The following is a 19,607-nucleotide window of genomic DNA, read 5'->3' as shown; positions in this document are numbered from 1 at the left end:
AGAAGTCCAACAGATAGTTGTGATGGCTACTACAATCTGAGGTTATGGAACTGAGGCAGCTGGAGTATTTCGTCGCGGTGGCCGAGGAGCGCAGTTTCACCCGCGCGGCCGAGCGGGTGCACATCAGCCAGTCGGGCGTCAGCGCCCAGATCCGGCAGCTCGAACGGGAGCTCGGCGCCGAGTTGTTCGACCGGTCGGCCCGGGTGGCCACGCTCACCGTCGCGGGCAAGGCGGCGCTCGAACACGCCCGCGCCGCGCTGGCCGCCGCCGGCGCGGTGGGCCAGGCGGTGGGCGAGGTGACCGACCTCATCCGCGGCACGCTGACGGTCGGCATGGTGCTCGGCTGCACGGTCACGCCCCTGTTCGACGCGCTGGCCGCCTTCCGCCGGGCGCATCCGGGCGTGGAGCTGTCCCTGCTGGAGGACAACTCCGACAAGCTGGTCGAGGGGGTCCGTGGCGGCGCGCTCGACCTGGCGCTCATCGGCGTCGCGAACGGCGTCCCCGAGGGACTGGAGGCGCTGACGATCGTCAGCGAGCGGCTGGTCGCGGCCGTCCCGCCGGAGCATCCGCTGGCCGGGAGGCGCCGGATCGCCCTGCGCGACCTCGGCGAGCAGGCGATCGTGTGCATGCCGCGCGGCACGGGGCTGCGGGCGGTGTTCGACGAGGCGTGCGCGGCCCAGGGGCTGCGGCCGCCGATCGCGCTGCAGGCCGGCGCCGCCGACGCCATCGCCGGCCTGGCCGTCCGCGGCCTCGGGGTGGCGATTCTCAGCGAGTCGATGGCCGCGCTCCACCGCGACCGGCTCACGGCGCTGCTCATCGACGACGTGCGGACGCCCGCGCTGCTCGCGCTGGTGTGGCGCGAGGGCGGCGGCCCGGCGGTGCGGGCGCTCGTGCCGCACGCCCGCCGCGCGTTCGCCGGCGGCCTCGACGGCGATCCCGATTTCCGTCAGCCTTCCCTTGACGCGGCGGCGCGTCAAGGGAAGGCTGACAGCATGATGACACACAGCGATACCAGCCGGGAGATGACGCCCGTCGAGCAACTGGCGACGAGGTGTTCGTTCTGCGGCACGCCGCACGAGAAGGCCAGGAAGGTCGTCGCCGGGCCCGGCGTCTACATCTGCGACGCCTGCGTCGACCTGAGCCAGCAGATCGTCCAGGCCGAGCTCCGCAAGGCGGAGGGCGAGCCCGCGCCGGCCGGCGACGGCGGGTCGCGCGTCCACTGGGGCCCCGCCCCGGACGACAAGTACGTGACCGGCATGTCCGACGACGACGTGCTGGCCTCCCTGCCCCGCCAGGCGCTCACCCTTGAGCAGGCCGAACGCGACCTGCGCGCCTGGGTGGCCATCCTGCGCGCCCGCAACGTGACGTGGGCCAGGATCGGCCAGGCCCTGGGCATCACCCGCCAGGCGGCGTGGGACCGGTTCGCCGCCGACGTCGAATCCCGATGACGACTCCAAAACTGCAATCCACTTCATTTTTGCAGTAGAGTCCTGTCATGACCGAAGGGCTTCGCGAGCGCAAGAAGCGCAAGACCCGCCGGCACCTCTCCGACGTGGCGATCGGGCTGTTCGTCGACCGCGGCTTCGACCAGGTCACGATCGCCGAGATCGCCGCGGCGGCGGAGGTGTCGGTGAACACGCTCTACAACTACTTCACCGCCAAGGAAGATCTCGTGCTGCCGCCCGAGGAGGCCTCGCCGCAGCGGCTCGCCGACATCGTGCGCGAGCGCGCGCCGGGCGTGTCGGCGGTGCGGGCGGTGCTGGGCCGCCTGCGCGAGGAGGTGCGCGGGCGCGAGCGCAGCCTGGGGCTGACGGCCGGGTTCGGCCAGGTGCTGGAGATGATGCTGGCCGCTCCCACGCTGCGGGCGCGCCTGGAGGAGCTGGGCCGGCAGATGACCGACGCGCTCGCCGATGCGCTGGCCGAGGAGACGGGGGCCGAGCCGGGCGATCTGCTGCCGCGGGCCGTCGCCTGGCAGATCGGCTGCCTGCACTCGCTGGTGTACGCCGAGGTCGGCAGGCGGGTGGCCGCCGGGCAGGGGCCCGACGCCATCGCCGAGGCCGTGCTGGAGCTGCTGGACGTGACCGAGGGCCTGCTCGGCGAGCCCTTGCTGACCTATGCCGTACGGGAGGGCTGAGCGTTGTTCCGGGTGACCATCCGCGGGAAGTTCGACGGGATCGACGAGGAGGGGCGGGCCGCGGTGCTGGCGGCGCACGACACGGCCTTCACCGAGGCGGGCACGTTCACCCACGACGGCACCGTGTCGGCGTTCACCTTCCGCTGCCAGGTGCCCGCCGGGCCGGACGACGGTGAGCACGAGGCCACCGGGCGGGCGGTCGCGGCGCTGGAGGCGTACGGGGTGCCGTACCGGGTGCTGCAGGTGGCGGTGACCGACATGCGGGACATCAGGATCCGCCGGAAGGGTCGCCGCTGATCCCATATCTGGGATATCGTCCCGGATATGGGACAGGATCTGGACGAGCGGCTGGCCGGGCGGCTCGCCGAGCTGCGGGTCGAGCGCGGCTGGTCGCTCGACGACTTGGCCGGGCGCGCCGGGATCAGCCGTTCGACGTTGTCCCGGCTGGAGCGCGGCGAGATCAGCCCCACCGCCGCCCTGCTCAACAAGCTCTGCGCGGTCTACGGGCGCACGATGTCGCGCCTGCTGGCCGAGGTGGAGCCGGAGCCCGCGCAGGTGGTGCGGGCGGCGTCCCAGGCGGTGTGGCGGGACGAGAGCTCGGGCTTCGAGCGACGTTCCGTCTCGCCGCCGCACCCCGGGCTGCGCGGCGAGGTCGTCGAAGGGCGGCTGCGGCCGGGCGCGGACATCGCCTACGACGAGCCGCCGGTCCCCGGGCTCGAACAGCACGTCTGGGTGCTGGAGGGCGTCGTGGAGATCACCGCCGACGGCCGCGTCCATCGGCTGGAGGCGGGCGACTGCCTGCGGTTCCGCCTGTGGGGGCGGTCGCGCTTCCGCTGCCCGGGGCCCTCGCCGGTCCGTTACGCCCTGGTCGTCGTCCTGCCGTGAGCACCCGAAGGAGCCCGCTCGTGCACACCGTCACCCGCATGTCCGCGCAGGAGTTCGCCGGCAGCGTCGAGGAGCTGGCCGTGCTGCTGGCCGACGCCGTCGACGGCGGCGCCTCGGTCGGCTTCCTCAAGCCGTTCGGCCCGGAGGAGGCCGCGGCCTGGTGGCGGGGGCAGGCGGCGGCGGTGGCCGAGGGCGCCATGGCGGTGTGGGCCTGCCGCGACGCCGACGGCTTCCTGGCCGGCACGGTCAGCCTGGTCCTTGCCCGCAAGCCCAACTCGCGGCACCGGGCCGAGCTGGTCAAGCTCCTGGTGCACCGCCGGGCGCGCGGGCGCGGCCTGTCCCGCCTCCTGCTGGCCGCCGCCGAGGACGGCGCCGTCGCGGCCGGGGCCGGCCTGCTGGTGCTCGACACCGAGACCGGCAGCGCCGCCGAGCACGTCTACCGCACCGGCGGCTGGACCCGCTACGGCGTCGTGCCCGGCTACGCCGGCGCACCCGACGGCACCCTGCTCGACTGCAGCTTCTTCTACAAGCGCCTCCCGACCGGCGCGTGACCCGGTCGGGGCCCCGGCGGGCGGCTCCCGGCGGGGGCCCGCCTAGAATGAGCTTCGGATCTTCATCGGGGGGTTGACGTGCCGTCCTGGGCAGAGCAGGCGATCTTCTGGCACGTCTACCCGCTGGGCTTCCTGGGCGCCGAGCCGGCCGCCGTGCCGCGGGTCACCCACCGGCTCGCGGGCCTGACGCCGTGGCTCGACCACGCCGCCGCGCTGGGCGCCGACGGGCTGCAGCTCGGCCCGATCTTCGCCGCCGAGACGCACGGCTACGACACCCTCGACCACTTCCGCGTCGATCCGCGCCTGGGCGACGACGGCGACTTCGACGCGCTGGTGTCGGCCGCGCGCGAGCGCGGGCTGCGGGTGCTCCTCGACGGCGTCTTCAACCACGTGGGCCGGGGTTTCCCGCGCTTCCAGCAGGCCCTGCGCGAGGGGCCGGGCTCGGCGGCCGCGCGCTGGTTCCGGCTGCGCTGGCCGGCCGGCGGCGGCGCGCCCGCGCACGACGACTTCGAGGGGCACCAGTCGCTGGTCGCGCTCGACCACGCGGAGCCGGCCGTCGCCGAGCACGTCGCGGCGGTGATGGCCCACTGGCTCGACCGCGGCGCCGACGGCTGGCGGCTGGACGCCGCCTACGCCGTGCCGCCGGAGTTCTGGGCGCGGGTGCTGCCTCAGGTGCGCCGCGGGCGGCCCGAGGCGTACGTGGTGGGGGAGGTCATCCACGGCGACTACGCCGCGTTCGTGGCCGAGACCGGCGTGGACGCGGTCACCCAGTACGAGCTGTGGAAGGCGATCTGGAGCTCGCTCAACGACCGCAACGCCTTCGAGCTGGCCTGGGCGCTCAAGCGCCACACCGCGTTCGCGGAGTCCTTCGCGCCGATGACGTTCGTCGGCAACCACGACGTCACCCGCCTGGCCAGCCGCCTGGCCGACGAGCGCCACCTGCCGCACGCCCTGGCCGTGCTGATGACGGTCGCCGGCACGCCCTCGCTGTACGCCGGCGACGAGTACGCCCTGCGCGGCGTCAAGGAGGAGCGCGAGGGCGGCGACGACGCCGTGCGCCCGGCCTTCCCCGCCTCCCCGCTGGAGATGCCGCCGACCGGCCTGCCGGTCCTCGACCTGCACAAGCGGCTCGTCGCGGTGCGCCGCCGCCACCGGTGGCTGTCCCGCGCCCACACCACCGACCTGGTCCTGTCCAATCAGCTCTACGCCTACGAGAGCCGCTCCGGCGATCACGCGCTGGCCGTGGCGCTGAGCACCGCCGACGAGCCGTCGCAGGTCACGCTGCCGTTCACCGGAAGCCTGGCCGCCGGGGACGGCGTCCTGGACGGCTCGCTGCTGACCCTGCCCCCGCACGGCTGGGCCGTCGTCGAACCCTGAACAGGGCGACCTACCTGTAATCACTACGAACAGTAGCGTTCTGGCAACGTTCCGCTACAACGTCGCCGGGGCATCACTATCGCGACAAAGCCGACGCGCTCGCCGACAGGGCGAAGCAGCCCGCCGACGCGGGCCCGTCGTGCGTCCCCCGCGAGAGGAATGCCTTCTCATGCCCATGACCCGGCTCCCCCCTGTCCTGTGCGCCGCCGCGCTGGCGGCCGCCACCCTGACGGCCCCCGCCCAGGCGGCCGGTCCCAGCACCAGCCCCACGATCAGCACCGACGCCGCCGCCTGCATCCGGCACCTGGCCAAGAACCACACCTACAAGGACGGCTCCCGCACCTACACCACCGACGGCGCCGGACGGCCCGCCCAGGCCCTGGCCCCCCGACTGGCCAGGAAGGCGGCCGCGCGCAGCGGGTGCGAGGCCACCGTCGGCAACTGGGGCGGCAGCGGCGACTGGCAGGGCGGCCATCTCATCGCCTCCTCCTTCTCCGGCGCCAGCCTGCGCTACAACCTGGTCCCCATGCGCGGCAGGCAGATCAACCAGGGCCTGATGCTCCGCGTCGAGAACGGCGCCCGCGCCTGCCTGGAGGCCAAGGGCGGCGCGGTGGCCGACTACCGCGTCCAGGTGCACTACCCCGACGGCACGACGGTGATCCCCGACCGCATCCACGTCTCCATGGCGGCGACGATCTCCGGGGTGTCCCGGCGGGTCACGGTGACCTTCCCGAACGCCACCCTGTCGGCCCGCGAGCTGGACTCCTGGCACACGAAGATCACCAACGCGTTCCGGACGGCGCACTGCATGAGCGCCTCTGACAAGGCGTAGCCGCCGGTGTTGTGGGAACCCTGCATGCGGGATCGACCCGTTCTGGTGTGGGATCGTCCTCATGACGAACGCAGGAAGACGGCGGCGGTTCCCCACCGGTGACCTGGCCAGGATCGCGGTGTTCGCCGCGCTGATCGCGGTGCTGGGCGCGCCGGGGGCGGTCAACGTTCTCGGCAACGCGGTGCCGATCACTCTCCAGACGCTCGGCGTCATGCTGGCCGGGGCCATCCTCGGCAGCCGGCGGGGGGCGCTGGCGGTGGTCGTGCTGCTGGTGCTGGTCGCGGCCGGGCTGCCGCTGCTGGCGGGCGGGCGCGGCGGGCTCGGCGTGTTCACCGCCGCCTCCGCCGGGTTCCTGCTCGGCTGGGTCCCGGGGGCCGCGGTCACCGGGCTGCTGGTGGAGCGGGCGGGCCGGACGCCGAGCGTCCTGCGGCTGCTGGTGGCGTGCGCGGTGGGCGGGATCGGGGTGGTCTACCTGGTCGGCGTGCCGGTGCAGGCGCTGGTCACCGGGCTGCCGCTGACCAAGGCGCTGGCCCTCAGCGCGGTGTTCCTGCCGGGCGACGCGCTCAAGGCGGTGGTGGCCGCGCTGGTGGCCAGGGGCACGCAGCGTGCCTATCCCGACGCCGTGCCGGCCGTCCACCGCGAACGGGTGCGCTGATGCCGGTCGCCGAGCACGTCCTGCGGCACGCCGCCGACGGCCCGTCCCGGGTCGCACTGCGCGGCCCGGGCGGCTCGCTGACCTACGGCGAGCTGGCCGGACGCGTCCAGGGCGGCGCGCGGCATCTTCGCGGGCGCGGCGAGCTGGCCGCCATCGCCCTTCATGACCCGGTCGAGCTGCTGGTCGCGGTGCTGGCGGCCGATCTGGCGGGGGTGACGCCGCTGGTGGGCGATCCGGCGTGGAGCGCGGAGCGGTGGGCGCGGGTGGCCGAGGCAGCGGGCGCCGATCTGCGGGTCGAGGAGCCGCTGCCGTCCGCGCCGGGCGCGCCCCTCGTGCCCGAGCCCCGTCCCGGCGACCGGGCGTGGGCGTGCTTCACCTCCGGCAGCACGGGCCGGCCGCGCGCGGTGGCGCGTACCCGCGCGTCCTGGACGCGTTCCTTTCCGCACCTGACCGAGCTGACCGGGATCGGCCCGGCCGACGTCGTCCTGGTGCCCGGCCCGCTGGTCTCCTCCCTGTACGCCTTCGCCGCCGTGCACACGCTGGCCGTCGGCGCGACCGCCGTCGTGCCGGGCGGGCGGCCCACGGCGGCGTCGCTGCGCGCGGCGACCGCGATCCATCTGGTGCCCCACCGGCTGTCCGAGGTGCTGGAGCAGGCGCCCCGCCTGCGTACGGCCGTCGTCGGCGGCGCGGCGCTGAGCGGGCAGGCCCGGGACCTGGCCGAGCGGGCGGGGGTGCGGGTGATGTCCTACTACGGCGCGACCGAGCTGTCGTTCGTGGCCTTCGACCCCGACGGGAGCGGGCTGCGGGCCTTTCCTGAGGTCGAGATCGAGGTCAGGGCCGAGCCGGGGCGCACGCTGGGCGAGGTGTGGGCGCGCTCGCCGTGGCTGGCGGACGGCTATCTGGGCGGCGCGAGAGGTCCGCTGCGCCGCGACGGCGCGGGCTGGATGACGGTCGGCGACCTGGCCGAGCCGTACCGGGCCGGGCAGGTGCTGCGGGTGCGCGGGCGCGGCGACGGCGCGATCCAGACCGGCGGCGCGACCGTCGTGCCCGAGGACGTCGAGGTAGTGCTGCGGAACGTGCCGGGGGTGGGGGACATCGTGGTGATCGGGTCGCCGCACCCGTCGCTCGGCTCGGTGGTGACCGCGGTGGTCGAGGGCGCCTCGCCGCCGCCGCGCGCGCTGCTGGAGGCCGTCGCGCGCAGCGGGCTGGACGTGGCGCAGCGGCCCCGCCGCTGGTACGCCGTCCCCGCCCTGCCGCGCACCGGGTCGGGCAAGCCGGCGCGCGGCCTGGTGGCCGACCGGCTGGCCGGCGGCGACCCCGAGCTCCGGAGGCTGGTCTGAGGTGGGCGGACGCCCCGTCGTCGTGGCGGCCCGCCGTACGCCGATCGGCACGGCCGGGCACGCCTTCAAGGACGTGACCGTCGACCGGCTGGCCGCCCCCGTGATCGAGGCGGTGGCCGCCGAGGCCGGCCGGCCGGTGGACGACGTGGTGCTCGGCAACTGCATGGGCCCCGGCGGGAACGTGGCCCGGGTCTCGGCGCTGGCCGCCGGGCTCGGCCACGGCGTGCCCGGCCTGACCGTCGACCGGCAGTGCGGCAGCGGGCTGGCCGCGATCCTGGTGGCCGGGCAGGCGGTGGCCGCGGGGGAGATGGAGCTGGTGATCGCCGGGGGAGCCGAGAGCGCCTCGACCGCGCCGCTGCGCACGCCGCGGGGCGCGGACCGTCCCTACGACCGGGCGCCGTTCGCCCCCGAGGGCCATCCCGACCCCGACATGGGCCCGGCCGCCGAGGCCCTGGCCGGCGCGTACGGCATCAGCCGCGCCCGCCAGGACGACTACGCCCGCCTCAGCCACGCCAAGGCGCTGGCCGCCCGCGCGGCGGGCGCCTTCGACCAGGAGATCGTGCCGGTCGGGGGCCGGTCGGAGGATCAGCGTCCCAGGGCGCTGCGGGCGGCGTCGCTGGCCCGGTTGCCCGCGGCGTTCGTGCCGGGCGGTACAGTGACCGCCGGTAATTCCTCCCCGGTCAGCGACGGCGCGGCCGCCGTGGCGCTGGCGCCCGATCGGGCCGGCCTGCCGGGGTTGCGGCTGTTGGCCGGGTCCGTCGTCGGGTGCGATCCGGCGCTGCCCGGATGGGGGCCGGTGCCCGCGGTCCGCCGGGTGCTGGCACGTGCGGGGGTGGACATGGGACGGGTGGCCGCGGTGGAGATCGTGGAGGCGTTCGCGGCGCAGGTGCTGGCCGTCACCGACGCGCTCGGCCTCGACCCGCTGGACGCCGACCGCGACCGGGTGTGCGCCGGCGGCGGCGCGCTGGCGCTCGGCCATCCGTGGGGTGCGACCGGCGCGGTGGTGGTGACCAGGCTCTTCTCCAGGCTGGTACGGGCCGGGGCGCCGGCGGGCACGCTGGGGCTGGCGGCCGCGGCGGTGGGCGGCGGGCTGGGCGTGGCCGCGCTGTTCGAGGTGGTCGCGTGATCGAGTTCGCCGACGTGCACGTCCGGCTGGGCACCCGCGACGTGCTGCGCGGCGTCACCGCGAGCCTGACCGAGCGCCGGGTGGGCGTGGTCGGCGCGAACGGCTCGGGCAAGAGCACGCTGGCCCGGCTGATCAACGGCCTGGCGGTGCCCACCTCGGGCGAGGTCACCGTGCTCGGCCTGGACACCCGCCGGCAGGCCGCGCGGATCAGGCGGCGGGTGGGGTTCCTGTTCACCGACCCCGACGCGCAGATCGTCATGCCGACCGTGGCCGAGGACGTCGCCTTCTCCCTGCGCCGCAAGGGCCTGCCGCGCGAGGAGGTCGAGCGCCGGGTGCACGACGTGCTGGCCCGGCACGGCCTGGACGGGCACGCCGACCATCCCGCCCACCACCTGTCCGGCGGCCAGAAGCAGCTGCTGGCCCTGTGCGCGGTCATGGTGCTCGAACCCGACATCCTGGTCATGGACGAGCCCACGACGCTGCTCGACCTGCGCCATTCGCGGCAGGTGGCCGCGTTGTTGCGGGAGATGCCGCAGCAGGTGGTGGCGGTGACGCACGACCTGCCGCTGCTGGCCGGGTTCGACCGGGTGCTGGTGCTGGACGAGGGCCGGGTGGTCGCCGACGGCACGCCGGCCGAGGCGATCGGCCACTACACCGAGCTGATGGCGTGAACGGGCTCACCGGGGCGTACGTGCCGGGCGGCTCGTGGCTGCACCGGCTGCCGCCCGGGGTCAAGCTGGCGGGGCTGGCGGTGTCGTGCACGGCGCTGGTGCTGGTGCGTCCGCCGGTGGCGCTGGCGGGGGCGGCGGTCGTGACGGCGGCGCTGTACGCGTCGGCGCGGGTCGGGGGGCGGGCGGCGTGGGCGCAGGTGCGGCCGGTGCGCTGGTTCGCGGTCATGCTGTTCGGGCTGCAACTGGTGTTCGCGGACCTGGACGCGGCGGTGTCCTCGACGTTGCGGGTGGTGCTGGCCGTGGCGCTGGCGGGGCTGGTGACGCTGACCACGCGGACGGCGGACATGCTGGCGGCGCTGGAGCGCGTCCTGTCGCCGGTCAGGTTCGTGGGGCTGGACCCGTTCCGGCTGTCGTTGCTGCTCTCGCTCACCGTGCGCAGCGTGCCGGTGGTGGCCTCGCTGGGGGTGCGGATCAGGGAGGCGCAGCGGGCGCGGGGGGTCGAGCGCAGCATGCGGGCCTTCGCGGTGCCGCTGGTGGTGGGCGCTCTGCGGCACGCGGACGCGCTGGGCGAGGCGCTGTCGGCCCGCGGGCTCGACGACTGACCCGCACTTCATCACAAAGCGGACATAAGGCAGTTACAACTTATACCTCCACTTTTGGTCAAATATAGCCTTCTTGCGTAAATAAACGACAAAACGGACGTCGATCGTTCGTTGCGCAAGGAGTCCTTCCCCCGTGCTGCCCACCAGAGCGCTGCTCGCCGCCTGCCTGCTGGCCCCCCTTCCCGTCGTCCTGCAGGGGACGGCGCACGCGGCCGCGTACTGCTCGATTCCCGACACGCCCGCCCTCACCGCCCAGGAGTCGGGGCCGCGTGAGGGCTACCTGGCCGGATCGGGCAGCGACGCCTTCGTGGACTGGGTCTACCCCAGCCCGCGCCCGGCGGCCAAGGAGCCGACGGCGGCCTGACCTTCGGCCCGGCGCGCAGCACGCCGCTGCGCGAGGCGCCGGTGCAGTTGCACGACGGCCGCCTGTTCGGCACCGCCTACTACCTGTCGAAGGTCGACGCCCACACCAACGAGCTGGACGTGCACACCTCCACCGACCTCGGCCAGACCTGGGACACCGCCAAGGCCACCTTCACCAGCCCGGACGAGCTGGTCGGCGGTGGCGTGGCGCACGGCGTGCCGATCCAGCTGGCCGACGGGACCGTCCTGGTGACCGTCTACGCCCGCTACACCGCCACCGGCGGGAAGAACCAGGCCGAGCTGTACGCCAGCGCCGACGGCGGCCGCACCTTCGCCCGCCGCGGCGTCATCGCCCGCCCGGCCGGCGAGGCGACGTACAGCGAGACGGCCGTCGAGCAGACCGCCGACGGCAGCCTGCTGGCGGTCATGCGCAAGGACGGCGGCACCTACTCCACGCTGGCCTGGAGCCGTTCGACCGACGAGGGGCGCACCTGGTCGGCGGTGCGCGACCTACAGCTGTCCGGCCAGAGCTGCACGGTGCGCGGCGTGGCCCCGCGCCTGCTGCTCATGCCCAACGGCGTGCTGGTGCTCAGCGCGGGCCGTCCGGACGACTGGCTGGCGATCTCCCCCGACGGCCGCGGCGACTCCTGGAGGCAGCAGCGCGTGACCTACCACAACCGCGACGGCGTCTACGACACGCACGGCTCGTCCGGCTACACGGCGCTGGCCGCCGTCGGCGCCAACCGGCTGGTCCAGCTCTTCGACAACTGCAAGCTGCCCGGCGTCAAGGCCGACGGCACGCTGAACGAGACCGCCTGCCCGGCGAGCGGCAGGTTCGAGAACGGCGGCTGGTACGCCGTCAAGCGCCGCCACCTGGACATCCTGGCCCCCGGCGCGGGCCGGATCGACCTGGCCGCCAAGCAGCGCGCCGGCGAGCTGACCGTCGAGACGAACATGACCTGGGCCGACGCCCGGCGGCCGCGGGTGCGCCCCGACGGCGCCTTCGACGGCAGCACCGCGTACTGGTCCAGCGCCGTCTCCCAGGGCCCCGGCGAGTACGTCCTGCACCTGGACCGCGAGCAGACCTTCAACCGGATCGGCCTCAGCCTGCGCCCGGGACACCCGGCCTCGGCCAGTGTCTACGTCTCCAAGGACGGCGCCGACTGGGGCCGCCCGGTGGCCACGGTCACCGGGCGCACCGACTACGCGCTGCGCCACCAGCCGGTGAACGCCACCGGCCGGCACGTCAAGGTCGTCGTCGAGGCCACGCCGGACTGCGACGCCGAGATCGGCCCGAGCTGCGCGATGCTCAACGAGGTCGAGCTCTACTCCACGACCGACACCTTCGACAACGACCCGATCTGGCTGCGCCCGCGCGGCTACCAGAGCCTGTCGGCGGCGTGGGTGTCGCCGTACGAGGTGGGCGCCGACCGGGCGCTGACCCTGTCCGACAAGTCCACCACCCTCATGGCCAAGGCCGCCCGCACCACGACCGCGAGCGCGCGCAAGACCCTGGAGTTCCGCTACAAGCCGGTCAGCGTGACCAACTCCTTCCTGTTCACGGTCACCAGCGGGACGACGTCGGCCTACCACCTGAGCATCAGCAGGGCCGGCGCGGTCAGCCGCTACGACGCCGCCACCAAGAAGTGGACGACCCTGGCCCCCGCCGGGACGGTCGGCGAGGACTGGACCAGGATCCGCCTGGAGGCCACCACCTCCTCCGCCACCCTGTACGCCGGTGACCGGCAGATCGCCACGCTGCCCCGCACGGCCGCCGTCACCTCGATGGACGGCTACGCCTTCAGCAGCGCGGGCACCGCTCCGACCGGCGACGAGGCGCTGTTCGACGACGTGCGGTTCGAGGACCGCTGACCTCGCGCGGCGGCGCGGGAGCGTGCCCGCGCCGCCACCGTGGCCTGCCTTGCGCCGCCTCGACGGGCCGTGCCTATGATCGCGCCATGCCTCCCCTGACGCTTCCCCGCCAGCACGCCCGCACGGCTCGCTTCACCTACGGCGTCCCGCGGAACTTCACGATCTCCCCGGACGGCGCGCGGGTGATCTTCCTGCGGTCGTCCTCGGGCGAGGATCCGGTGCACCGGCTGTGGTCGTTCACCGTGGCCACGGGGGAGGAGCGCCTGCTGGCCGCGCCGGGCGCGCCCGTGCCCGGCGCGCGGCTGTCGGAGGCCGAGCGCGCCCGCCGGGAGCGCACCCGTGAACACGCCTCCGGCATCGTCGCCTATGCCACCGACGCGGCCGTCACCAAGGCCGTCTACGCGGCCGACGGCGCGCTGCACACCGTCGACCTGCTGACCGGCGAGGTGACCGCGCTCGGCCTGACCGGCTCCGACCCGCGGCTGGACCCCACCGGCGAGCACGTCGCGTTCGTCTCCGGCGGCGCGCTGCACGTGGGGGAGCGGCCGCTGCTGGTGCCCGACGGCACCGACGTGACGTGGGGGCTGCCCGAGCACGTGGCGGGCGAGTCGATGGGCCGTCACCGCGGCTACTGGTGGGCGCCCGACGGCACCCGCCTGCTGGCCGCCCGGGTGGACAACGCCGCGGTGCAGAAGTGGTGCCTGGCCGAGCCGGCCGAGCCCGGCCGGCCGCCGCGGACGATGGCCTACCCGCCGGCCGGCACGGCCAACGCCGACGTGTCGTTGTGGCTGGTCACGCTGGAGGGCCGGCGCACCCGGGTGGTGTGGGACCGCGCGGCCTTCGAGTACGTGGCGGCGGTGTCGTGGACCGGCCAGGGCCTGCTGGTGCTGGTGCAGAGCCGCGACCAGCGCACCACCCGCGTCCTGGAGGTCGATCCGGCCACCGGGGCGACCACGCCGGTGCGCGAGGACACCGACGACGCCTGGCTGGAGCTGGTGCCCGGCGTGCCGTCGCGCACGGCCGCGGGCGAGCTGGTCTGGACGGTCGACCGCGACGACACCCGCCGCCTGATGGTCGGCCAGGACGTGGTGACCCCGCCCGGCCTGCAGGTGCTGGCGGTGCTGTCCGTCGACGGCGACACCGTGCTCCTCCACTGCTGCGAGGAGCCCACCGAACGGCACCTGTGGACCTGGTCCAGGGCCGAGGGCCTGGTCAGGGTGACCGCCGAGCCCGGCGTGCACACCGGCACGCGCGCGGGCGGGGCGACGGTCGTGGTGCGCCGCTCCCTGGAGGAGCACGGGGTGCGGGTGAGCGTGGGCGGCCGGACGATCGCCTCCCACGGCGCGGTCCCGGTGCTGCGGCCGCGGGTGGAGCTGGTGTCGCTGGGCAAGCGCGACCTGCGTACGGCGATCCTGTTCCCGTCCGGGCACGTGCCGGGGTCGGGGCGGTTGCCGGTGTTGTTGTCTCCGTACGCCGGGCCGACGGCGGCGCGGGTGCTGCGCGGCCTGGACGGCTTCGCGATCGAGCAGTGGTTCGCCGAGCAGGGCTTCGCCGTGCTGGTGACCGACGGCCGGGGCACGCCGGGCCGGGGGCCGGCCTGGGAGCGCGCGGTCCGGTTCGACAAGCTGAGCGCCGCGCTGGAGGACCAGGCCGACGCGCTACAGGCCGCCGCCGCCCGCCATCCCGACCTGGACCTGGGCCGGGTGGCGATCCGCGGCTGGTCCTACGGCGGTTACCTGTCGGCGGCGGCTGTGCTGCGTCATCCCGACGTCTTCCACGTGGCCGTCGCGGGCGCCCCGGTGACCGATCCCCGCCTGTACGACACCCATTGGCAGGAACGCTACCTGGGCCATCCCGACGAGCATCCCGAGGCCTACGACCGCTGCTCGCTGCTGGCCGACGCGCCCGGCCTGAGCCGTCCGCTGATGCTGGTGCACGGCCTGGCCGACGACAACGTCTTCGCCGCCCACACGCTGCGCCTGTCGGCGGCGCTGCTGGCCGCCGGCCGTCCGCACACGGTGCTGCCGCTGAGCGGCGTGACGCACATGGCCCCCCAGGAGGACGTGGCCGAGAACCTGCTGCTGCTGGAGCTGGACTTCATCCGCCACCACCTATCCCAGGTTTGACTTATATAAGTCGCACCTGAAACACTGAGGTCGTGCACGCGTTCGACGTCCTCGGGGATCCGGTCCGCCGCCGGATCCTGGAGCTGCTGGCCGGCGGCGAGCAGAGCTCCGGCGAGGTCACCGCAGTCATCCAGCGAGAGTTCGGCGTCTCACAGCCGGCGGTCTCCCAGCACCTGAAGGTGCTGCGCGACAACGGGTTCGCCAGCGTGCGGGCCGAGGGCACGCGACGGCTCTACGCCGTGGAGCCCGCGCCGCTGCGGGAGGTCGACCTCTGGCTCGACCGTTTCCGCGGCTTCTGGGAGCAGCGCCTCGACGCGCTGGCCACCGAGCTGGCGCGGGGCAGAAGAAAGAAGCACGATGGACAGCCTTGACGAGATATCCCGGATCAGGCGCGAGCTCACGGACGGCGAGCGCAAGTCCGTGACCCTGACCCGGCACTACGACGCGGAGGTGGCGGACGTCTGGGACGCCTGCACCGACGGTGAGCGCATAGCCCGCTGGTTCATGCCGGTCTCCGGCGACCTGCGGCTGGGGGGCACGTACCAGCTGGAGGGCAACGCGGGCGGGGAGATCCTGGCCTGCGAGCCGCCCTCCTACCTCAGGGTGAGCTGGTTGTTCGGGCCCGACCCCGGCTTCTCCGAGGTCGAGGTGCGCCTGTCGGCCGAGGGCGGGGGCACCCGGTTCGAGCTGCGCCACACCGCCGAGGTGCCGCCGGAGATGTGGGGCCGGTTCGGGCCCGGGGCGGTCGGCGTGGGCTGGGACCTCGGGCTCCTGGGCCTCCGGCTGCATCTGTCCGGGCTGCCGATGCCCGACAAGGCCGGCTTCGAGCTGACCGCCGACGGCCGCCGCTACATCACGGCCAGCAGCCGGGCGTGGGGCGCGGCCTTCGAGGAGGCCGGGGCGCCGCCCGAGGCCGCCGCCGCTGCGGTCGCCGCCACCACCGCTTTCTACCTACCGACGGAGGACCAGTCATGAGCCAGAAGACCACCACGTTCCTGATGTTCCAGAACCGCGACGCCGAGGAGGCGATGAACTTCTACGTCTCGCTGTTCGAGGACTCCAAGGTGGTGGCCGTCTCCCACTACGGCCCGGAGGGGCCCGGGCCCGAGGGAACCGTCATGCACGCCACGTTCACCCTGGCCGGCCAGGAGTACATGTGCATCGACAGCAGCGAGCGGCACGCGTTCGGCTTCACCCCCTCGATGTCGATCTGGGTCGCGTGCGACACCGAGGAGGAGATCGACCGGCTCTACGCGGCGCTGGCGGAGGGCGGCCAGCCGCTGATGCCGATCGGCTCGTACGGCTTCAGCACCAGGTTCGGCTGGGTCAACGACCGGTTCGGCGTCTCCTGGCAGCTCAACCTGGCCTGAGCGCCGCCCCGGGCGACGAGTAGGGTGAGTAAGTGTTTACCCACCCTCTCGTGAAGGGGCACGACATGAGGCTCGTCATCTTCGGCGCGACCGGCCGCACGGGGCTGGAGCTCGTCCGGCAGGCGCTCGACCTGGGGCACGAGGTCACCGCCGTCGTCCGCGACGCCGCCCGGTTGCCGGCCGGGCTGCGCGACCGCGTCGAGACCGTGACCGCCGACCTGGCCGACCCCCGGGCCGTCGCCCCCGCGATCAAGGGCGGGGACGCCGTCCTGATCGCGCTCGGCCCGCGCGGGCGCGGCCCGACGACCGTGCACACGACCGCCATGCGCTCGATCCTCCAGGCGATGGCGCGGGTCTCGGCCCGGCGGGTGCTGCTGGTGAGCGCCGCGGGCATGGTCGCCGACGCCGGCGACGGCCCGTTCACCCGGTACGTGCTCAAGCCCCTCGTCCTGCGGCCGCTGCTCAGGAACTCCTACACGGACCTGGCCGAGTCCGAGCGCCTGCTGCGCGCCTCGGGCCTGGACTGGACGATCGTGCGCCCCTCCCGCCTGCTCGACGGCGGGCCCACCGGCCGCTACCGCACGGCCCTGGACCTCAACCTGCGCGGCGGCCGCTCCACCACCCGCGCCGACCTGGCCGAGTGCATGCTGAAACTGGCCGCCGACCCGGCCTCGGCGGGGCACGTCGTCTCGGTGGCCACCTGAGTCTGGCAACAGGACGTCGATGCTGGGGTCGGCGGCGAAGGCCGCGGCTCGGTCCCACACGGCGACCCGCCCCTCGTGGAGGACGGCCACCACGCGACGTGCGTGGTGGCCGTCAGGGTCGGGTCAGTACACCTCGATCTTGTTGGCGTTGACGTCGTCGAGCACCCCGATGATGTCGCTGTAGCGAGCCGAGGTGCCGGAGTCGATCGGCAGCGCCATCGTCTCCTGGGCGTAGATCATCGCGGCGCGTACGGTGCCCAGGCCCAGCCGCCTGGTCGTCGCCGAGTCGATCGCCGTCGCGGCGTTGACGCGCCTGGTCGCCAGGTTGAAGTACGTGCCCAGGGCGTGCTCGCGGAGCACGGTCTTGGGCCCGTTGGTGTCGTGGAAGGCGGAGTCGATCTCGGCCGCCGACAGGGCGCCGCTCTGGTCGCTGTCGTAGCGCTGGTCGGTGGCCTGGATGCGGGCCAGGTACTCGGCCGTCCACTGTCCTGAATGGTTCTTCCAGTAGCCCTTGGACAGCGGATCCCTGGTGGGCGGAACGGCCGTGACCGTGGTCGTGGCCGAGTCCGAGACCGGGTCGAAGGTGCACGCCCCGCCGGTGTTCCTGTAGGTCACGGACACCTCGCTCGCGTACGCCGTGCCCGCCGTCGCCAGCAGTGTCGGCCGCGCGGTGAAGACGATGTCCCGTTCGCCGGACCTGGCGGGCAGGGCGCCCACGTTCCAGACCAGCGTCCTGGTGCCGTCGGCGTTGAGCGTCACCGAGTCCGGCTTCGGCCCGGCGCCCAGGTCGAGCGCCTTGCTGTAGTAGACGCCGGCGGGCAGCGTGCCGGTGATGACGGCGTCGGAGGCCCCGCCACCGCCGGTGTTCGCGTAGGCGATGGTGTACGTGATCGCCTCACCGGCGTTGACCGTGGCGGTCGCCGTCTCGTTCACCGTCAGCACCGGGGCGCGCACCGTGGTCGTGGCGCGGGCGGTGTTGTCGCTGGTGTACGGGTCGGGCACGCCGTTCGTGTCCTTCCCGGTCACCGTGACGGTGTTGGTGAGCACCGTGCCGTCGGTCGTGTCGCACGGCACCTGGTAGGTGAACTTCGGCGTGACGGTGTGCACGTCGCCCTTGTTCAGGTCGGGCACCGGGCGTTGCCGGGTGGTGCCGTCGGGCAGCGTGTCGGTGAGCGAGACGGCGGTGGCCTTGCCCGGCCCGAGGTCGGTGACGTCGACGGTGTAGGTCACTGTGTCCCCGCCGTCGGCTTCGGCCTGGTCGGCGGACTTGGTGACCTTCAGGTCGGCCTGCTGCGACAGGGCCAGGACCATCTCCTCCGTCATCTCGTCGGGCGTGCTCCGCGGCACCCCGTCGTTGAAGCCGGCGGCGTTGAGCCTGGGGTTGTACTGCAGGTGGGCCCAGTCGTCGTAGCCGTGCAGCGTCTGGGTGTCATCGGTGATGTTGCATCCCTTGCCCGGGACGCCGATGGACTCGATGTAGTTGATGTCGGCGGGGATGTCGCCCTCTGTGTTGCCCTTTTCCCCGTTCCAGTCGATCGGGCCGCTGTTGGCGGGCTCGACGTGGGGTTTGCCCTTGATCCCGTACACGGTGTAGCGGTCGGGGTGCGGCGTTCCGCGCACGCCGAGGTTCTCGTTGAGGTGCTGCTCCACGAGCCGGGTGGGCTCGGTGGTGCCGAGCGCGGTGCCGGTGGCCGTGCTGCTGTAGTCCATGGGCCGGGTGAAGTTGATGTCGGGGAACTGGAGCGCGTAGTTCATCACGCTCAGGTAGTTGGGTTTGCAGTTGACGTCCTCGTCGCCGCCGTGGCCCAGGCTGAGCGTGTGCCCGAGCTCGTGCATGAAGGTCGAGGCCTGGGCGACCCTCAGTCCGCCGACGTCGTTGATCGCCTGGGTGCTCCATGTGCCGAGCGTCACGACGAAGTCGTTGCCGCCCTGGGGGCCGGCGGCGTACCACTCGGAATTGCCCGAGGAGTCGGGATCTTCGAGGTAGCTCTCGGCGAAGATCATGTAGCGGTACACGTCGCGTTTGGCCGTCAGGATGTTCGCGCAGTTCCCGTCGTTGCGGTCGGCGCGGGTGCCGAAGTGTCCTGTGCAGGGGCCGGCCGGTTCGCCGTTCTTCAGCTCGTTGAAGTCCACGAGTTTGGGATCGGACCTCTCGAACCGGATGTTGGACGTCTTCGGCAGTTCCTCGTCCTTCAGCACGTGGAGCGTGACGCCCAGGTATTTGGTCGCCGCCGGATGGGTCGGGTCGGGGTGATAGGGGTCGACCGGTGCTGCGGCGAAGGCGTCCACGACGTCGCCGAGCCCGAGCCAGTCGGGCTCGTTGTCCTTCATGTAGTCCGCTTCGACGAACAGGTCCTTGCGGTAGGGCAGCGCGTTGTACGGCGGGTCGCCCAGGGCCAGGTCGACGTGGTTGTCGTTGTTGACGTCGTAGCCCACGCCCGGCGTCTCCCAGGCGTTCATGATGCCGTCGCCGTCGCTGTCGGCGGCGCCGCCCGTGGTCCTGGCCAGCGTGATGCAGGCGGGTGTGGTGATGGTGAAGAAGCCGCGGGCCGAGTCAGGGCCGGTGGTCTCGCTCTCCCCCGACAGGGTCAGGGCGCCGGCGCCCTGCTCGGCGGTCAGGCCGCCGCCGGTGAAGACGCACGTGTTCAGGTCGAACTTGAGATCCAGGTAATCGCCGTTCTTGGCCCAGTGAATGACGTTGTTCTGGCTCAGGTCGTCCTGGTCCCACAGTTCCAGGTGGATGTCGACGGGATTCTGGCTGGTGTCGACCGTGGCCTTGTGGACCCAGTTGGTCCGGAAGTCGGGGCCGTGGGCACAGCAGTAATCGTCCTCGCCGTCGTACAGGTCCTCATTCCCGATCTTGAATTTGGGGTAGTAGTCGTTGCCGCAGGACTCGCCCGCGCCCTCGTCGCACGACAGCTCGACCACCCGGTACAGGCTGACGGTGACCTCCACGGTCGCCGCCTGGGCCGGGCTCGGACCGAGATACGCCAACCAGG

20 protein-coding genes are annotated in these 19,607 nt (G+C 73.5%); 19 read left to right on the top strand and 1 reads right to left on the bottom strand.

The annotated features are described in order from the left end of the window. Positions 1-44 precede the first annotated feature (44 nt). The 19 genes from ACIBK9_RS10365 (at position 45) to ACIBK9_RS10275 (ending at position 16,608) form a co-directional block, all read left to right on the top strand. Complete coding sequence (locus ACIBK9_RS10365; protein WP_397156856.1) at positions 45-1,448, top strand: LysR substrate-binding domain-containing protein; 1,404 nt, start codon at positions 45-47, stop codon at positions 1,446-1,448. A gap of 47 nt (positions 1,449-1,495) precedes the next feature. After that, a complete protein-coding gene (locus tag ACIBK9_RS10360; protein WP_397156854.1) occupies positions 1,496-2,134 on the top strand; it encodes a TetR/AcrR family transcriptional regulator in 639 nt (212 codons plus the stop codon). 12 nt (positions 2,135-2,146) lie between these two features. Next, positions 2,147-2,431 (top strand): DUF6204 family protein, encoded by a 285-nt coding sequence (locus tag ACIBK9_RS10355; protein WP_358286809.1) that lies wholly within the window; start codon positions 2,147-2,149, stop codon positions 2,429-2,431. 27 nt (positions 2,432-2,458) lie between these two features. Next, a complete protein-coding gene (locus ACIBK9_RS10350) occupies positions 2,459-3,019 on the top strand; it encodes a helix-turn-helix domain-containing protein (protein ID WP_397156852.1) in 561 nt (186 codons plus the stop codon). A gap of 20 nt (positions 3,020-3,039) precedes the next feature. Then, positions 3,040-3,570 carry a GNAT family N-acetyltransferase gene (locus tag ACIBK9_RS10345; RefSeq protein WP_397156850.1) on the top strand — a complete coding sequence of 177 codons (531 nt, stop codon included), beginning with the start codon at positions 3,040-3,042 and terminating at the stop codon, positions 3,568-3,570. Between the two features lie 78 nt (positions 3,571-3,648). Continuing rightward, positions 3,649-4,947 carry an alpha-amylase family protein gene (locus tag ACIBK9_RS10340; protein WP_397156848.1) on the top strand — a complete coding sequence of 433 codons (1,299 nt, stop codon included), beginning with the start codon at positions 3,649-3,651 and terminating at the stop codon, positions 4,945-4,947. A 175-nt stretch (positions 4,948-5,122) separates the two neighbouring features. Further along, positions 5,123-5,779: a DNA/RNA non-specific endonuclease gene (locus ACIBK9_RS10335; RefSeq protein WP_397156846.1), complete on the top strand. Its 657-nt coding sequence runs from the start codon at positions 5,123-5,125 to the stop codon at positions 5,777-5,779. Positions 5,780-5,840: 61 nt separating this feature from the next. After that, a complete protein-coding gene (locus tag ACIBK9_RS10330; protein WP_352330044.1) occupies positions 5,841-6,434 on the top strand; it encodes a biotin transporter BioY in 594 nt (197 codons plus the stop codon). Beyond that, a complete protein-coding gene (locus ACIBK9_RS10325; RefSeq protein WP_397156844.1) occupies positions 6,434-7,774 on the top strand; it encodes a class I adenylate-forming enzyme family protein in 1,341 nt (446 codons plus the stop codon). Before ACIBK9_RS10330 ends, ACIBK9_RS10325 begins: the two co-directional genes overlap by 1 nt. Position 7,775: 1 nt before the next feature. Then, positions 7,776-8,900 (top strand): thiolase family protein, encoded by a 1,125-nt coding sequence (locus ACIBK9_RS10320; protein WP_397156842.1) that lies wholly within the window; start codon positions 7,776-7,778, stop codon positions 8,898-8,900. After that, on the top strand, positions 8,897-9,571 hold the full coding sequence (locus ACIBK9_RS10315; protein ID WP_387675053.1) for an energy-coupling factor ABC transporter ATP-binding protein: 675 nt from the start codon (positions 8,897-8,899) through the stop codon (positions 9,569-9,571). Before ACIBK9_RS10320 ends, ACIBK9_RS10315 begins: the two co-directional genes overlap by 4 nt. Further along, the gene (locus ACIBK9_RS10310; RefSeq protein WP_397156840.1) at positions 9,568-10,173 is read left to right on the top strand and encodes an energy-coupling factor transporter transmembrane component T family protein; all 606 of its coding nucleotides are present in this window, start codon (positions 9,568-9,570) and stop codon (positions 10,171-10,173) included. Before ACIBK9_RS10315 ends, ACIBK9_RS10310 begins: the two co-directional genes overlap by 4 nt. 133 nt (positions 10,174-10,306) lie before the next feature. Then, positions 10,307-10,537 carry a hypothetical protein gene (locus ACIBK9_RS10305; protein ID WP_397156838.1) on the top strand — a complete coding sequence of 77 codons (231 nt, stop codon included), beginning with the start codon at positions 10,307-10,309 and terminating at the stop codon, positions 10,535-10,537. Between the two features lie 41 nt (positions 10,538-10,578). Next, a complete protein-coding gene (locus ACIBK9_RS10300; RefSeq protein ID WP_397156836.1) occupies positions 10,579-12,408 on the top strand; it encodes an exo-alpha-sialidase in 1,830 nt (609 codons plus the stop codon). A gap of 86 nt (positions 12,409-12,494) precedes the next feature. Continuing rightward, complete coding sequence (locus ACIBK9_RS10295) at positions 12,495-14,534, top strand: prolyl oligopeptidase family serine peptidase (RefSeq protein WP_397156834.1); 2,040 nt, start codon at positions 12,495-12,497, stop codon at positions 14,532-14,534. A 32-nt stretch (positions 14,535-14,566) separates the two neighbouring features. Beyond that, a complete protein-coding gene (locus tag ACIBK9_RS10290; protein WP_352356418.1) occupies positions 14,567-14,905 on the top strand; it encodes a metalloregulator ArsR/SmtB family transcription factor in 339 nt (112 codons plus the stop codon). Continuing rightward, positions 14,892-15,509 (top strand): SRPBCC family protein, encoded by a 618-nt coding sequence (locus ACIBK9_RS10285; protein ID WP_397156831.1) that lies wholly within the window; start codon positions 14,892-14,894, stop codon positions 15,507-15,509. Before ACIBK9_RS10290 ends, ACIBK9_RS10285 begins: the two co-directional genes overlap by 14 nt. Beyond that, complete coding sequence (locus tag ACIBK9_RS10280; RefSeq protein WP_358004655.1) at positions 15,506-15,904, top strand: VOC family protein; 399 nt, start codon at positions 15,506-15,508, stop codon at positions 15,902-15,904. Before ACIBK9_RS10285 ends, ACIBK9_RS10280 begins: the two co-directional genes overlap by 4 nt. 65 nt (positions 15,905-15,969) lie before the next feature. Then, entirely contained in the window at positions 15,970-16,608 is a 639-nt protein-coding gene (locus ACIBK9_RS10275) for an NAD(P)-dependent oxidoreductase (RefSeq protein WP_397156829.1), read from the top strand. 123 nt (positions 16,609-16,731) lie between these two features. Here ACIBK9_RS10275 and ACIBK9_RS10270 read toward each other — a convergent pair whose 3' ends face one another. Next, positions 16,732-19,602 (bottom strand): hypothetical protein, encoded by a 2,871-nt coding sequence (locus ACIBK9_RS10270; RefSeq protein WP_397156827.1) that lies wholly within the window; start codon positions 19,600-19,602, stop codon positions 16,732-16,734. Positions 19,603-19,607: the final 5 nt, after the last annotated feature.

The organism is Nonomuraea sp. NPDC050227, assembly GCF_044459705.1.
Classification (GTDB): Bacteria; Actinomycetota; Actinomycetes; order Streptosporangiales; family Streptosporangiaceae; genus Nonomuraea.
This window is presented reverse-complemented; position numbering and strand designations above follow the sequence as displayed.

Coding starts and splice junctions, on each gene's coding strand:
- ACIBK9_RS10350 (WP_397156852.1), top strand. CDS start 2,459: ATGGGACAGGATCTGGACGAGCGGCTGGCCGGGCGGCTCGCCGAGCTG.
- ACIBK9_RS10365 (WP_397156856.1), top strand. CDS start 45: ATGGAACTGAGGCAGCTGGAGTATTTCGTCGCGGTGGCCGAGGAGCGC.
- ACIBK9_RS10280 (WP_358004655.1), top strand. CDS start 15,506: ATGAGCCAGAAGACCACCACGTTCCTGATGTTCCAGAACCGCGACGCC.
- ACIBK9_RS10330 (WP_352330044.1), top strand. CDS start 5,841: ATGACGAACGCAGGAAGACGGCGGCGGTTCCCCACCGGTGACCTGGCC.
- ACIBK9_RS10285 (WP_397156831.1), top strand. CDS start 14,892: ATGGACAGCCTTGACGAGATATCCCGGATCAGGCGCGAGCTCACGGAC.
- ACIBK9_RS10325 (WP_397156844.1), top strand. CDS start 6,434: ATGCCGGTCGCCGAGCACGTCCTGCGGCACGCCGCCGACGGCCCGTCC.
- ACIBK9_RS10275 (WP_397156829.1), top strand. CDS start 15,970: ATGAGGCTCGTCATCTTCGGCGCGACCGGCCGCACGGGGCTGGAGCTC.
- ACIBK9_RS10295 (WP_397156834.1), top strand. CDS start 12,495: ATGCCTCCCCTGACGCTTCCCCGCCAGCACGCCCGCACGGCTCGCTTC.
- ACIBK9_RS10335 (WP_397156846.1), top strand. CDS start 5,123: ATGACCCGGCTCCCCCCTGTCCTGTGCGCCGCCGCGCTGGCGGCCGCC.
- ACIBK9_RS10360 (WP_397156854.1), top strand. CDS start 1,496: ATGACCGAAGGGCTTCGCGAGCGCAAGAAGCGCAAGACCCGCCGGCAC.